This window comes from Paenibacillus terricola (assembly GCF_014779765.1).
Classification (GTDB): Bacteria; Bacillota; Bacilli; order Paenibacillales; family Paenibacillaceae; genus Paenibacillus_T; species Paenibacillus_T terricola.
The window spans coordinates 587,928-603,566 of sequence record NZ_JACXZA010000005.1; the positions used below are offsets into that span (position 1 = coordinate 587,928).

At 51.9% G+C, this 15,639-nt stretch carries 14 protein-coding genes; 2 read left to right on the forward strand and 12 right to left on the reverse strand.

Annotated elements, in window-relative coordinates; all coding sequences use genetic code 11:
- Positions 1-74: 74 nt before the first annotated feature.
- The 10 genes from H8B09_RS21405 to H8B09_RS21450 form a co-directional block, all read right to left on the reverse strand.
- Positions 75-839: a GDSL-type esterase/lipase family protein gene (locus H8B09_RS21405; RefSeq protein WP_191205582.1), complete on the reverse strand. Its 765-nt coding sequence runs from the start codon at positions 837-839 to the stop codon at positions 75-77.
- Positions 840-1,058: 219 nt separating this feature from the next.
- Positions 1,059-1,673 (reverse strand): flavin reductase family protein, encoded by a 615-nt coding sequence (locus tag H8B09_RS21410; protein WP_191205583.1) that lies wholly within the window; start codon positions 1,671-1,673, stop codon positions 1,059-1,061.
- Between the two features lie 17 nt (positions 1,674-1,690).
- Positions 1,691-2,302 (reverse strand): alpha/beta hydrolase, encoded by a 612-nt coding sequence (locus tag H8B09_RS21415; protein WP_191205584.1) that lies wholly within the window; start codon positions 2,300-2,302, stop codon positions 1,691-1,693.
- Complete coding sequence (locus tag H8B09_RS21420) at positions 2,302-3,252, reverse strand: ring-cleaving dioxygenase (RefSeq protein WP_191205585.1); 951 nt, start codon at positions 3,250-3,252, stop codon at positions 2,302-2,304. Before H8B09_RS21420 ends, H8B09_RS21415 begins: the two co-directional genes overlap by 1 nt.
- 168 nt (positions 3,253-3,420) lie before the next feature.
- Positions 3,421-3,873, reverse strand: a complete 453-nt coding sequence (locus H8B09_RS21425) for a MarR family winged helix-turn-helix transcriptional regulator (RefSeq protein WP_224753835.1) — start codon at positions 3,871-3,873, stop codon at positions 3,421-3,423.
- Positions 3,874-4,580: 707 nt separating this feature from the next.
- Positions 4,581-5,222, reverse strand: coding sequence for a glycerol-3-phosphate acyltransferase (locus H8B09_RS21430; protein WP_224753836.1), 642 nt, complete (start codon positions 5,220-5,222; stop codon positions 4,581-4,583).
- Positions 5,219-6,319, reverse strand: a complete 1,101-nt coding sequence (locus tag H8B09_RS21435; RefSeq protein ID WP_191205587.1) for a glycosyltransferase — start codon at positions 6,317-6,319, stop codon at positions 5,219-5,221. The genes H8B09_RS21430 and H8B09_RS21435 overlap by 4 nt, the downstream gene beginning before the upstream one ends.
- A 569-nt stretch (positions 6,320-6,888) precedes the next feature.
- Positions 6,889-8,643 (reverse strand): methyl-accepting chemotaxis protein, encoded by a 1,755-nt coding sequence (locus H8B09_RS21440; RefSeq protein WP_191205588.1) that lies wholly within the window; start codon positions 8,641-8,643, stop codon positions 6,889-6,891.
- A gap of 261 nt (positions 8,644-8,904) precedes the next feature.
- Positions 8,905-10,857: a cellulase family glycosylhydrolase gene (locus H8B09_RS21445; RefSeq protein ID WP_191205589.1), complete on the reverse strand. Its 1,953-nt coding sequence runs from the start codon at positions 10,855-10,857 to the stop codon at positions 8,905-8,907.
- Between the two features lie 355 nt (positions 10,858-11,212).
- Positions 11,213-11,680, reverse strand: a complete 468-nt coding sequence (locus H8B09_RS21450; protein WP_224753837.1) for a DIP1984 family protein — start codon at positions 11,678-11,680, stop codon at positions 11,213-11,215.
- 115 nt (positions 11,681-11,795) lie between these two features.
- Here H8B09_RS21450 and H8B09_RS21455 point away from each other — a divergent pair, with 115 nt between their 5' ends.
- Positions 11,796-12,296: a DinB family protein gene (locus tag H8B09_RS21455; RefSeq protein WP_191205590.1), complete on the forward strand. Its 501-nt coding sequence runs from the start codon at positions 11,796-11,798 to the stop codon at positions 12,294-12,296.
- Between the two features lie 134 nt (positions 12,297-12,430).
- Positions 12,431-13,006 carry a histidine phosphatase family protein gene (locus tag H8B09_RS21460; RefSeq protein WP_191205591.1) on the forward strand — a complete coding sequence of 192 codons (576 nt, stop codon included), beginning with the start codon at positions 12,431-12,433 and terminating at the stop codon, positions 13,004-13,006.
- Positions 13,007-13,071: 65 nt separating this feature from the next.
- Here H8B09_RS21460 and H8B09_RS21465 read toward each other — a convergent pair whose 3' ends face one another.
- Positions 13,072-13,872, reverse strand: a complete 801-nt coding sequence (locus tag H8B09_RS21465; RefSeq protein WP_191205592.1) for a nucleotidyltransferase domain-containing protein — start codon at positions 13,870-13,872, stop codon at positions 13,072-13,074.
- Entirely contained in the window at positions 13,847-15,382 is a 1,536-nt protein-coding gene (locus H8B09_RS21470) for a TROVE domain-containing protein (RefSeq protein ID WP_191205593.1), read from the reverse strand. Before H8B09_RS21470 ends, H8B09_RS21465 begins: the two co-directional genes overlap by 26 nt.
- Between the last annotated feature and the right edge of the window lie 257 nt (positions 15,383-15,639).

Genomic DNA, 15,639 nt, shown 5'->3' on the forward strand with positions numbered 1-15,639 from the left:
AGCCGAGACCCGCAATTGGGCCTCGGCTTTCTTGATGCAGCTTATTGTCGATTACGCTAGTTGTCGTTCAAACGTTACTTCTTCATTCCCAGTGCCACTTCACCAATCTCTGCAAGCAGCTTCTGTCCTTCGATCGTTGGGTGAATATCGTTCTGACGAACATAGAGCAGCTGGTTCTCGCCGAACGCTGTATATGCATCAGCCAACACAAGCGTATTGCACTTATCCGCTGCCGCCAGCGATTGAACGAGTGCGCCAAGGTTGTTGTTTACGAGCTGCGTCAACAGTTGATTCGTCAAGGTGTGCATCAGCTGATTCGATACTTGGTACGGGTTATAGATGTTATACACGACAATCGGCGCATCCGTCAGCGAACGAATCTCCGCAATCGTATTCTTCACATTGCCCAGGATGCCTGGCAATACCGTCGTCACAAGGCTAGCTTGCAGCTGTGCGACATCCAGTGTACCGTTCACCGTTGCACCAGACACTGCCGCAAGCAGATCATTGTTGCCGATGCTCAGCGTAACGTAGTCCGCATGCTTCAGATCTTGACGGTAGCCCTTATCGTTCTTCACCAGGTCCAGCAGCTGTGACGAGGTTAGCTTCGGAACCGCTAAGTTCGTCACTTTAAGCTTAGCCACTTGCGCCATCAAGAATGGAAAAGCGTATTGGGACGGTTCAGAATTGTCCTTGCCCAGATTGTAGCCGTATGTAATCGAATCCCCCAGTGCAACTAAACTTCGTCTAGCATTATCACTCTTCGCAAACGCACTCGTCGCGAACATGGACGCCGCCAGAATGGTAACCATCATAACCGATAACAACTTCTTCAACACGAATTAACACTCTCCCTATCAATTAGTGTATTTCGCACCTATTATATATGATGGCGATGTAAAGACGTGTTGACGGTTTACATTTTTTAGGTTTTCTTTAGGTTGTAATTATCGAGAGACTCGAAAACTTATTCATTCTTATGTGGTAAAAAAGCATCGCCCCGATCAACGAATCGAGGCAATGCTTGTCGTATATACGTGCTTTAATATGCTTCGATATCAGCGCGGACGCTCGATGACGAATACGTCGCCAAGCTTGGCATAGAAGTCGCCCGCTAAGCGGCTGATCGGCTGCAATGCGACTGGGTCGATGTGACCTTTGCCATCATACACCGATTCCGAGACGTGATACTGCACGATTCGGCCAATCAGCAGATCCGCTGCCGGCGCCCCTTCAGAACCCCCGACCGGGATCGCCTGCTCGAGTACGCATTCCATGCGGATATTCGCCTCAGCAATGCCCGGAACGGCGATCCGCTCGCTTGGAACAGGCGTGAGCCCGGTAAGCGTTACTTCGCTTTCTTCCGGTGGCAGATTGGCCGCTGTCCGATTGACCTGCTCCAGATAGGAACTGTCCGTGATGTGGACGACCATCTCGCCTTTCGCAATTGCGTTGCGGGAAGTATCCTTGCGCTCTCCGGCTTTACGCTGAACGGACACTGCAATCATCGGCGGGTTCGCCGTTAAGATCGTAAAGTAGCTGAATGGCGCGGCGTTCAGCACGCCGTCTTCGGACAATGTGGTGACGAAGGCAATCGGCCTCGGGATGATGCTGCCGATCAGCAGCTTGTAATTATCCCGTTCGGTTATCGCAGTCGGATCAATCGCTATCATCGGACTTCCTCCTCTGTCTATTTCGCAAAATTATTATTAAACCACTGTGCTGCCGCTTCTGCCTCCGTCTGCGTCAGGCGGTGCCCCGCACGCTCCCAATGAACATCGATTGCCGCACCCGCATCACCAAGCAGTCGTTGCAGCTCTTCCGTCTCTTGCGGCGAGCAGATCGGATCGTTCTCCCCTGCGCCGATGAAGATCGGCACACCGGACAGGTCCGGCAGCTTCACGCCGCGGCGCGGTACCATTGGATGGTGGAGAATCGCGCCACGCAATGAACCTCCGTAATGGAACAACAGACTTCCTGCAATGTTGGCGCCGTTCGAGTAGCCAACGGCAACAAAGTTGCTGCGATCCAGCTTGTAGTCAGCTGCCGCCTGCTCAAGGAAATCGTTAAGCTCCGTCGTGCGGAATACGAGATCCTCCTCGTCGAAGACGCCTTCCGCTATGCGGCGGAAAAACCGCGGCATGCCATTCTCGAGTACATTGCCTCTTATGCTCAGTACAGATGATGTTGGCGAAATCAGCTCAGCGAGTCCGAGCAGATCCTGCTCGGTACCGCCCGTACCGTGGAACATAACCAGTACGGACGCTTGCGGATTCGAGCCTTGCTTGAAGATATGCTTCATTATTCGTCACCTTCCAGTACACGAACTTCAATTGGCGGCAGAAGCGACTCAATAGCCGCACGTTTTGGCTCAAACCATTCAGGCAGTTTCAGCTCTTCGCCAAGTGCATCCGGCTCTTCGTCACGTGCGAATCCTGGTGGGTCCGTCGCAATCTCGAACAGTATGCCGCCGGCTTCACGGAAGTACAGCGCATTGAAATATTGACGATCGACGATCGGCGTTGGGTGGTAGCCGCTTTCTTCGATATGCGTTCTCCAGCGTGCATGCTCAGCATCGTCAATTGCGCGCCATGCGATGTGGTGAACCGTACCTGCTCCGCCTACGCCTGGCTCCACTGCTTGCACGGGTACATCAATGATGTTACCGATGTCAGCAGTCGATGCATAGCGTGCAAACAGTCCCTCTTGGCCAACTTTACGCAAGCCCATGACATGCTCGAGCAGATGCTGCGTACGGTCTGGCGCTGTGCTATACAGGATCGCGCCGCCGAAACCTTTGATTGCTTTGTCGACCGATACACCGCCGAACTCCCATTCGCTCGGTTTGCCCGCAGCACGTTCAACAAGCTCTAATTTCAGGCCGTCGCGGTCTTCGAATTGCAGGAACGTTTCGCCGAAGCGTACCGTTTGTTCGAATGCGACATTGAATTTGTTCAAGCGCTCTTTCCAGAACGAGAAGCTGTTTGGCGGTACGACATACGTAGTGACGCCGACTTGCCCGCCGCCAACACGGCCTTTGCGCGAGTTAGCCCAAGGGAAGAACGTGATGATTGTGCCTGGGCTGCCCTGCTGGTCACCGAAATACAGGTGGTAAACTTCTGGTGTGTCGAAGTTGATTGTTTTCTTCACGAGGCGAAGACCAAGTACTCCTGCGTAGAAATCGACGTTGTCCTGTGCGCTGCGAACGAAAGCTGTAATGTGGTGAATACCTTGCGTTTGATAAGTTGTCATATAGATCCATCTCCTTAGATTGGTTTACGATTAATTTCGTTTAAGATTTGGTTCGTTAGTCTTCTGTAAATTGAGAATCTTTAATTTAAGATATAAAGTGTAAGTTTGCAGCATCCGGCTGCTTAAGCTAAGCGATTCGAACGTGGTCGCCTGTTCTAACCGCTATTGCTAGTAGCCCTGCTGCGCGTGTTTGCCAAGTTTCTTCAGCAACCCACTTGCTGCTGTTCGTTCCTCTTGCGTCAATCCGGCCAATGCCTGGTTGATTACCTCCGCATGTTTCGGGAAAACGCGTTCGATGAACTGCTTGCCCTCTTCCGTAATCTCTGCGTAGATGAGGCGGCGATCTTCCGTCGATGTTCTTCGTGTGACGAACTGTTTCTTCTCCAGCTTATCGACAACGTAAGTGATGTTGCCGCTGCTCATAAGCACCTTGCTGCCAATCTGTTGAATCGGCTGCGGGCCCTTGTGATACAGCAGCTCGAGAACGCCGAATTCAGTTCGGTTGAGCCCATGCCGGCGAATGTCGCGATCCGCATGTGCGTTCACCCATTGGCTAGCTCTCGATAATGCGATGTACAAGTTCAGTGCATCTTCCTTCTCGCTCATCGTGCGGTCTGGCATTGTGATCACCCTCTGCTGTTAGCATTGTTCTTGAGCCCCTTTACTATGCATCGCCCAAGTCTTTTGTTTCGCTGATGTATGTTGATGCTCTCGGTTCGCTTGATGCGTTTGTGTACGATTAGTGTTGATGAATTTCATTAAAGCTAATTGATGAAGCCATTTGCGATTCATGCCCGCCACACTAGTTAGGATCGACTTTGTTGTCGCTGTGTTTGTGTGTCGTTCATTTATCTTGATTTAAAGATAATACAATTTGAGATACATGTCAAGCGGTTGTTTGCTTAGAAAATGAAAAAGTTTCGAGCGGGGTTTTCTAACGAACTGAGTACACGCTATCGGCACCTCAAAACCACCCCTCGCCATTTTAGGAACTCGGATACGACTATTTGCTGGTTGTCCTCGAGCTCAACACCATTGTCGTCATAATAACGAAGGTGGAGTTCGTTACAACTAATAATGCGTGTTATTTAGGTACTTAGCGTCAGTATGGTTCGTTAGCGTGTCTGGCGTTAGTGCGGCGTTAGTGCGGCGTTAGTGCGGCGTTGGTGGGCATTGGTGTAACATGGGTGTAGTGTTGGTGCGGCGATAAGTTGCTAATCCATTCAATGTGCTGACTACTGAGCATACTGATATGACTCCATGTTCCGATGCGTGCATACTGGGACAAAAGAAAAAGCGGCACCTGACAGGAGCCGCTTCCCACCTTATCATAACGGCGGTGTACGATGATGCACGAACCGTGCGTAGAAGCGCCGCCACTCTCGATGATGCGAGCAGCCGAGCAGCAGCACACTAATCAGCCAGAACCATCGAATCGCGGCAGAATAATCCGCCACAACGAGATAGATGCCGAGCAGCACCATACCAAGCACCACTTGTACGCCATCCGTCTCAGAGGAATGAAAGCCCGGCCTGCTTCGATCGATCAAACGGACGATCACGAGCAGCAGCGCAAGAATGATCGCATAAGCAAGCGAAGCAGTGAACGTGGTCAACGCACTCCAGACGCCGAACGTTACGGCAATTCCTTTGCCCCCTTTCCCTCGCAGGAAAGGAGTGAACATATGGCCGAGTATCGCTGCAGCTGACGGCAGGAGGAGGCGACCGCTATCTGACGCGATTGCATCTGTCTGCAAGAGCAGCAGGATTGGCACGTATCCTTTGGCAAAATCAAGTATAATCCCAGACAGTCCATACCAGTATCCCGCCGACTTCCACAGATTCATCGCACCAGGGTTGCCGTCACCTTGCTGCTTCAGATCATATCGAGCAATTCGCCCGAGCCAATAGGAGAACATAAGCGAACCGGATAGAAACGACAGCAGCGCCCATAGGAGCAGAAGCATCATCGCCTGCCCCTCCCTCCAACCTTGACCTGCCTCCCCTTCCAAGCAACCTGCCCATGAAAGACAATCTGGTAAACGGAGTACAGCATAATGTATAGGAAGAAGACGCTGCTAAGGACGTGAACAAAAGGCAGCCAATAACCAAATCGCCCGGTATAGTGAAGGAAGCTGTACAGCTGAATCGTATACGCCAAGTATCCGGCCGCAATCGGCAGTGCCCACGACATACCGAGTACAAAAGGGGCAGCTTCCGCGGCCAGCAAGCCCACAAGCCACACTGCAACGAGCGACGTCGTCCAGCCGCTTAGCTTGCTCGTACTGAGCACGGCACCTTTGCTAAAACCTTCGATCTCGCTTCGAATACCGCCCGGGTACATCCGAAACGAAACCATGCCATAACCGATATAGTTGGTCACTGGAATGCCCGCCCGCATAAATTGCGCACCTAGATTAAGATCATCAAGCAGCTCGCCTTTAATGCTCTCGTGACCGCGCGCCAGCTCGTAGTCCACTCTTGTCGTCACGATACAAGAGCCGTACAACCCTTTGTTCGGATTCGACCGCTCGAATGGAGAGGTGAATGCGTACAAGCCCAACAGATTCGGAATAAAAGCCAGACGTTCATAGAAACGGACTGCCTCATGATAAGGTACAACTGAGATGACGCCGCCCGTCTGTTCCCTTGCCGCCAGCAGCGATTTCAGCGCATGAGGATAGAGCCGTACATCCGCATCGAGAAAAGCAATCAGATCACCCGTGGCTTCCTGGTAGCCGTTCCACACCGCCCAGTTCTTGCCTGTCCATCCTTCCGGCGGCTCCGTATTCGTAATGACCCGTACACCAAATTTCTCGGCAATTTCCCGCGTTCGATCTTCTGAACAGTCGTCGACAACAATAATCTCAATAGGCGTATAGGTTTGCAGCTCCAATGAATGAAGCAGATGCTTAAGATTCCGTTCCTCATTCCTTGCTGGAATGATGATAGACAGCTTGCTGGGCTCAATCGGTCCCAGTCGACAGACTGGCACCGTATTGCGGCGGAACAGAACGAAGCCCGCGGCACATGCGCACAGCATCAGCACGAAGATTACCGTCTCCATTCGCATGACCCCCTCCGCTTATTACTGTCAATATATTGCCGGGTCAACGTTTATATGAGTAATGAAATAGACTTCAGCGGTAATAGGTTCAGAGCAGCCCTGTTTCTCGAACGATAATAAACCCTTGGCCGCGCCTCCTCACCGTAGGTGCATTTCTGCACCTACAACCACTCCGACAGCTGCGTCGCCTCATCGTAGGTGCATTTCTACACCTACATCTGCTCACTCGGCTACGTTGCCTCACCGTAGGTGCATTTCTGCACCTACATCCGTCCACTCGGCGCGCCGCCTCCCCGTAGGTGCATTTCTGCACCTACATCTACTCACTCGGCTGCGCTGCCTCACCGTAGGTGCATTTCTGCACCTACATCTGCTCACTCGGCTGCGCTGCCTCACCGTAGGTGCATTTCTGCACCTACATCTGCTCACTCGGCTGGCGCTGCCCCACCGTAGGTGCATTTCTGCACCTACATCCGCTCACTCGGCTGCGCTGCCTCCCCGTAGGTGCATTTCTGCACCTAATAAAAAAAAGAGCCAGCAACCGTCTCATGGTCGCTGACTCCCTGTTCTTATAGCTTAAACTTCTCAACCGCCGCTTCCAGCCCGTCGCTCTTCTGCTGAAGCTGCTCCGTCGTATCGGCGATACGTTTCGCCGCTTCCAGCTGTCGAGCTGACATCCGCTGGATCGCAGCCGTATTGTCTGCCGCCGTGCTGGAGATTTGCGAGATCTGCTCCACAGATGCCGCAACCTCTTCAGAGCCAGCCAGCACCTGCTCAGCTGCTGCCGATATCTCTTGAATCTGGCCGTTCACGTGAATGAACCGCTCCACGGTCTGATTGAACAACATCTCTACTTCACCCGACAGCGTCGTGCCTCTCGTCATCTCTTCACCGCTCGCCTGCATTCTGGCGCCGATATTCGCTGACTCCTGACCGATCTGCTGCAGCAGCGATGTAATGTGCATCGCTGATACCGTTGAAGCTTCGGCAAGCTTCCGCACCTCGCCGGCTACTATCGCAAAGCCCGCGCCATGCTCCCCTGCTCTTGCGGCCTCAATCGAAGCATTAAGCGCAAGCAGCTTCGTCTGATCGGCAATGCTCGTAATCGATTGAAGAACAGGCGCGATCTCTTCCATATGCGCGTTCAGCAGTTCGACGGACTTCGTCGTCTGCTCCGCCACATCTGCAATGGTGACAACCTGCTCGCGAAGCCATTGAATCGACTGACGACCTTGCTCCGCCGTCTCAATCGCCTCGCCTGATGATACCGATACATTCGTTGATGCTTCGGATACACGCCCGATGGCAAGCGTTATCTCTTCCATCGCTTTCGCACTGTCCTCCGCCCCTACGCGTTGATGCCGTGCGCCGTCTGCAAGCTGAATCATCGACTGTTCCAGCTCCTCATTCAAGGCTACCATCTGGTCCGCCTCCGAACGGAATTCGGTCGTTGATACGACGAGCTGCTGCGTTGTTACTTTCACATCTCGAACGACATCGCCCAACGTAACGCCAAGCCGCTCGATCATCTGGTTCATCGCGGCGTATGCATGTCCGATTTCATCCTTCGAACGAACTTGTTTGGATTCCAGCTGCACCTTCGCCTCGGCAAGATCACCGCGTGCCAGCGCCTCCGCACTGTTCACTACAATGGCGAGCGGACGAAGCGATCGCGCCATCAGCAACGCAATCACAACTGCTGCGAGCAAGGTAAGCGCGCCAACCAGAATAAGCAGCGGCATGCTGTCCTTCACAACTTTATGATAAATCGCCGAGGATACCGATACGTCCGTATCGATACCAAGTACCCCGATCACTTTGCCTTCAGCATCATGAATCGGCGCATAGGCCGATATATAATCGCCGTATTCCGGATTCTTGATGATATCGGACTTCGCCGAATGTCCTTGCAGGACAGCCGTAATGGCTTCGGTCGGCATATCCGTCACTTCACCGATTGGGGAAGCCGAGTCGGAACCCTTCGGCTGACCGTCGATCAACAAAATCGGCTGCTTCTTATCATCAATTTGCACCGTGTACACATACATGGCGCCAATCCGCTCGCGGAATTGGTTCATTTGTTCCCGAATCGTCCAATACAGCTCGCTCTCCTGCTGATCCTGCAGAAAAGCGCCATACGACTTCACATCAAACTGCCCCGCATACGCCTCCGCAGTATGGATTCCGAAGCTGCCGATCGCCTCTTCGCTCGCGTGCTTGCTGCTCTGGACCTCAATGTAGATGAAGAAGGAAGACAAGGCGATTAATATCGCAACAATCGTAATGGAAAGCTTCAATACCAAGCGGCTTCGAAACAAAAACATGGGGAATGCGCTCCTTTGGCAGTTGATCTCACTGATGTCAATCGACATTTTTTACTATTTTTTAAGTCTTTTCGACATGAATATCGGCATTTCCTGCTCAAATTTGATTAGATTTATGCAAAAAATAAACATTATAATATTTTCCAAACGGGTTTCTCCTTATGTTATAAAAACGGATGCCGCACCAAAAAAAGCTGCAACCCGTGCACGAATCCATGCACATTGGCCACAGCTCTCTTCATAATCCTCACTGCAAATTGATTAGGAACGGAACATCCCTCTCCGATGGAGCAATAACGCTACACCAAGAACTGCAACAACAAGAACAATTCCGCCCGCACTGAACCACAGCGCTTCGGCCTGGCCCGTCGAGTCTCGCTCATCGGAGTCAGATGAAGCTGCAATCGGTTGTTCCGACACGGATGCCGCTTCCGACTTGTCTGCAGCAGCGGTCTCCGCTTGTGCTGCAGGCGCTGTTTCAGTAGGCGCCACCTCTCCGTTCGGAGCTACACCCGATACTTTCTGACCATCAACAATGAGCTTATAATCGATGACCGCCCCGCTCCAGAAGTGAAGTTTGAGCAGCACTTCGCCGTCCTTCACCTGATCGAAAAATACCTTGTTCAGCGTAATGTAATTGTACGCTTCGTCGGGTTCAAACGATTTGCCGAATTCCTTGTACTGCGTCCAATCATCAGGTCCTGCTATTCCACCTGCGGCATAAACGGACTCCATCGTTGCCAAGCTGTCGCCGTTGAAGGTCGTTGGAATAATGAACATCGCGCGAGTGGCATCGACGCTTCGCACCTGCGGCGTATCATACTGAATCACATGGAAGCTCCACTCGGCCCCAGCCGAGAACGTACATGTCAGCACGGCGTTCACGCCAAGCTGTCCTGCAGTCAGCAGCGACTGCAGGAGCCCAGATGTCAGCGTCAATTGATCACCGTTAAGCGTATAATCGGTCCCTGCAGTTAGCATACGATCACCAATTCGAATCGCGGTAAGCGTGTTGCCGTTTAAGTTCATCGGAATGGTGACATCCTTCACCGGCTCGCCCTGCTTTAAGTACACACGATCGGAAGCCGCATTGGACGAACGATTCACGAGGCCTTCATGCATCACTTGATAGAAGTCGGGATTTTTCCACGTAAAGTTGTTACGGTCCAAATGCTGCCCGTTATCCCACAACATCAGCGTTAGCTGCCGCTGCCTCGCGTAATACGTCAGGTACTCCAAGTACTTCAGTATTTCGCCATGCTCAATCGTTTCAACCGATTTATCAAAGCCAAGCAATCCGAATTCGCCAACGACAACCGGGATCCCCTTCTCAACGAACGTATGGTACGCCCGGTCGAACGACTGCTCCACATCGGTTCGTGCTGTCTCATCGAAGGTCGTTGAACCGCCCATGTTCACACTGAACGGATAAAAGCCGTAATAATGAATCGTCGCGATCAGATTCGAATCATTCATCTTCGTCATCGTCTTATACAGTTCGTCCAGCCTAGGTTGCGAGTGATTAGCCGTAATCGAAGGGATGACCAGCGGCCGTTCCTTGTTGTTCCCGCCAGACTTGCGCACGATGTTGAAGAAAGACATATTAAGCTCATCCAACAACGCAAAATATTCCGGCGTGTCCTTGTTCCAATCGTCCGAGAACCTCGGTTCATTGATGCTCTCGAACATCAGCTTGTCGGGATAGTCGCGGAAATAGGCAGAGATTTGCTTCCATACCGCATTGTAACGGTTCAACACCCCGTCATGGTCCGTTGTCATATTGAATACCCAGTTGGAGTCGTGGTGGAGGTTGATCATGACATATAGACCCGCATCGAGCGACCAGTCGATGACCTCTTGAATTCGCTTCATGAAATCTTCGTCCAGCTTATAGTCCGGCTCGCTGCCGATCCGACCTTCCCACGTGATCGGAATGCGAATGCTCTTATAGCCCTGCGCAACAAGCGCATCAATTAGCTCCTTCGTTACGAAGGGATTGCCCCAGGCGGTCTCTGAACCCGGCGCATCGAATGTGTTTGCCAAGTTCCAGCCAGGCTGCATGGCCGCAACGTACTGCTGCATTTTGCTGCCGGCGCCGCTATCAGCTGGGGCTGCATCGGCCTTAACCGACATCGATAACGTAAACAGACTGACAAGAAGGCTAACCATCAATGTAACCGCTGCCATTTTTCTCGATACGTTCTTCAATGCCATTCCTCTACTCCTCCATAACCTTCATCGCTTGGCAATGTCTATCACCCATATTTTATATGAATTATCGCCAATAAGGAAATGAAGTTTAATAGCGTATGGCCCGAATTCGGTGTAAAATCTTCTATTTACATCCATAGACCTAGTCGTTGCCCCTTACCCACCCTCACCCATCTCAGTCGATCAGCACTTGGTCGTCACATTAAGCGATACACCATACATCTGTGCTAAGCGCACTCTTGTTACAATACTGGGCTAATTCGTCATTGGTATAGACATGGCCCTGCATCTATTACGGAGTCCAACTTACCCGTTGGAGGGTTGTGCTCGCTTCTACTGAAATGGGCTACCATCGCGACTAGTCTTCGATCAAATCCGTTTTCCAGTTCATCTCTTGTATACGAAAATCAAGCTCACGATACGACTTGGACAACTCGTCAATCTTCTTCTGAATAGCAGCTACATCAATGGTCCGTTCATACCTTACTTCTGAACGACTGAATCTGTCCTGACGAATAGACGCCTCTTCCAAAATATCGCTAAGCAGCTTGCGCTGCTGCATCAGACGATCACGCTCCGCCAGTGCGTCGGCGATCGACATATCGGTCGTGAACGGTGTAACGGCATTCGTTTTATTGATTAACCGAATCCAGTTCGTCTGCTCGAGCAGGGTGTTCTCCAGCTCCGCGATAAGAACCTGTGGATCCTCCGCTGGCGTCTCGCCTTCTTGAACCTTGACGACACGCTCCAGCCGCTGTTTGAGCTGTGCAATTTTCTTGTAACTGTCTGCGCGAAATACGAGCGCTTCTGCTAGTTTCATATTCATCACCTTTTTCTCTTAATAGTCTGGTTGAAACCGTTATATGGATTGGATTAGAAGGTTAATAAGAATCGAAATCAAATAAGTAATAATATTACAAATCGATAAGGAGGACTCTCCAATGATCGAGACCCTGCAGCAGCAATACGAATGGATCCGATCGGCAAGGCATAATCTATTCGCTTTTCTGGAGGAAATCCCGCCGCCCCTCCTGCACCAGAAACTTGCCACTTTCGGAAGAGGCTCGATACTGCGCACGCATATCCACGCAGCGGATAGCTATCGGCTCTGGCTTGGATCCTTTGCGTTAAGGCGCCCTCCACTTGAATACCGCGACACGCCCAATGAAGTGATTGAGCATGCGAATGTTCAAACAGTCCGTAAGCTGTATGCTGAAGTAGACGATACGGTTCAGCGGTTCTTGGACAACTGCAGCGATCATTGGCTTGAACCTATCGTGCACCCCGTCGCTTGGCAGGACGAGCCGCATACGGCCTCGCCTCTGCTTCTATTCACCCATACGATCACGCATGAATTTCATCACAAAGGGCAAATCCTCTCCATGGCCCGCCAGCTCGGTTATCCGCCGCCAGCCGACGATCGTCTGGGAGGGCTTTTCTAGCGATCAAGAACACGGCTTTGCCAAATATGCGAGGCAGTTTTATGAACAGTGCAGCTTCCAGGAAGAAGATTGTTACACCTTCATGTTCAATCGGCCTTGAAAGAATGCTGTATGTATCCACCTAGGAGGACAGGATGAAAACGTATATTTACATGGTAAGGCATGGCCAATCCCCGCTGACGGAAGGAACAGAGCGGACTAGAGGTCTTACGGATAAAGGAATACTGGATGCCTCCCGTATCACAGCGTTGCTCCAGCCTGAAGGTATTGAAGTATTCGTATCGAGTCCCTATCAGCGTGCCATTCTGACGATACAGGAGCTTGCTCATTCTGCGGACCAAGAGATGATCGTCTATGAAAATCTAAAGGAGCAGCATTTCTCCTCGGCAGAGATTCGAATGCCCAATAACGAACTGCTCCCGCTGCTGCGGCAATGTTATGCCGATCGATTATTTGCTCGGTCGGACGGTGAATCCAATGCGGATTGTCAGCGCCGCGCTATCGCGGTTCTGCAGGAGCTATTAACGACCCACCAGGGGCGCAAAATCGCGATCGGAACACACGGCGCGGTCATGGCTTTAATGATGGGCTACTACGATCCTCGATATGACTTGGATTTCATGCTGAATACGTCGAAGCCAGATGTTTATCGCATGGAATTTAAGGGACATCAATTATTAAGCGTAGAAAGATTATGGGATGTTAAATAATAAGGCCCGAAGGCGTGAACACTTGCCATTGCTGGTGATCACGCCTATTTATTTGTGTCCAACGATTAAGGCAGGACAAGCCCCCACACTTCCTGTAATGCCTCTATAAACACACGATCCAGCTGTTCATCGATCGGCGTGTCTGCTGCCTTTAATGAATGCGCACGTTCCTCCAGCGATGGCAGCTGTTCGTCGATGTAAGCATGGATAGCTTCCTGGCGCAGCTCGTAGTCGAGCTCCTCGCCTGACTTCTTCCTCTCAAGCAACTGCCGAACCTCGTGCCACAGCTCGCCATCTCTTGGCAGTAGACGCTCAACCAACTCGTTGAACCCCATCGGCGGCATCTCGCCGAACTGCGAGATCCATTCGCATGCGAGAATAGGACGCAGAACATAGAAATACTTCTTAATCTTCACCTGCTCGCCTTGCAAATACGTCCGGAAGTTGCCGCGTGCCATATGCAAATAGTGAAACATGGACGCCTTCGGCGAGAAGGCTTGCGCCGACAGCGCACGAAGCCGGTCCGCGGTACGATACGGTTCCGCATAGCGAATAGGCGATTGCAGCCATTCGAGCAGTGGCGGGTTCGACTTGCGATACAAGCCAAGAGCCTTACGCAAATCCCAGCCGCTGATGTCGAGCTGGTCGCTGATCGGACGCTCGATGACGTCCCTTCCTTCTCGAATCGACAGATACCACTCCGGCCGCCGAACATATATGAACCGCACATCGTAGTCGCTATCTTGCGACGGGAACCCCCACGCTCGACTGCCTGATTCACATGCATATAGAATCCGGACCTGCTCTTCCTGCTCAATCCGTCTCAGTTGTTCCGTTATCTCATTCCTTATCGCTTCCGCTGTCATTGTGCTGTCCCCCTGCCTCTAGCTCGATCGCCTCTATGCGTTCCACCATCGATCCGTAACCTTTGGTCGCCTGCGTAATATAGCCCAGCACGGTTTCGCTCCAGCCATAGATGTAGAACGTATTCGCGTCAAGCGGCGGCACCATACTGCTGCGATAGGGTGAAATATCGATGATGAACGCTTTCACATCGCGATTCACCTTCGATCGGTACTTCGCCAGCTCCACATAGAACGGACTTCCATAGTTCTGCTGCTCATCGGTGATGATAATGATCTGATCCACATGCTCCCGCTCTGTGCGAAGCTTCCGTACAGGTGCTCCTGTGTCGGTGCCGCCGCGAGCGCGAATTCGATCCGCCTGCGTCAAAATGCTATCTACCCGCGATGGCTTCGCGTCCTCAACGGTCGTATCAAACAGCCAGAACAACGAGCTGCCTTGTGTTTTCTTATATAAAGCAAGCGCGAATACAGAACCAGTCTGCAAATATTGCCCTTCCATCGAGCCCGAGATATCAAGAAAAATCGCCGTCCGGCCCTCCAAGTCAGGCAGGTTCGAGAACGTATACTCGACTGCAACTCGAAGCGCGTCGCGGATAGCTTCCTGCTTAACCTGCCGATAGGCAGTCGCGAAACGGAAAGGCAGAATCCGTGACTTCGCAAGCGCACGAGGGTCTGTCAGTCGATTAACAACGCGATCGAGGCAGTAACGGTCCTGCAATACGCCCGCACGGTCCAACGCATTCAGGTTGCGAAGCAGCGCGAAAGTCGGCATCTGCTCCATTAGTTGCTCCCATACCAGCTTCGTCGGCTTGATGACGCCCGTAACGACCTCATGCGGCAGTCTTCCTGCTTCGATCCAATACACCTGTTCCACTTCTGTCTTGGCGCGCTTCAAATATTCCAAACCCTCTACTTGCGGGATAAGCGATAAATTCGCCTCTTGGCCGCGCAAGTAACGGAACAGTGCTTGCTGCTTCAGATCGGCCGGCTTCGGATGCGCCGTCGCAATCGCATCGCCAAGGCTGTAGCCTCTACCGCGTCCATTGTACTTGATCGCCCAATATTCGGTTACGTTCGCGAGGAATCGATTGACCTGACGCTTAACCGCACGACCGCCCTGTCCGCGTCCCATGCCGCTCAAGATCGTCAGGAAGTCTGACAGATCCGAAGGGATACGCACCACCTGGAGAAAAATCTTGCTGAACAAGTCTGGACGATATACCGACAGCACCGCCAAGCCAAACAACGGCTGCAACCGCATATAGCCCTCATTGCGAGCGAATACGAGCGCCTTGGCCATGAACTGCGGATTGCTCTCCGCCATCTCGCAGTGCAGCGCCTCTGCTTCCTGCAGCAGCTCCTGCTGGTCTGCATAGAACGTATTGCCTACTGTATTCGTCACGAGCGTCTGCACATACTGTTCCTCTGCAGAACGTATGTAGGCTGGGAAACCCTCGCGGTTGGTCGTTGTCGGTTTCATAGCGGCGAACAATTTTTTAGCGATGCTCATCGGTATTACCCCCTTTATATAAGGAACATTCTTTGTTTTGGGAAAAGAAAGAGCGAGGAAAGATGCGAGAAAGCGATGCGGAGCATTCGTCCGCAATAACAGTTGGATAGAAGTAGCCCTCTCTAGCGCCTCGCTCTAATGTCATATATGTAACAATCGTTGAGGAAAAAGGCGGAAAGGAACATGCTGCTCTACCAACTGAGCTACTCTGCCTTGCGGCAAAGGTTGGACTCGAACCAACGACAAGCCGATTAGAA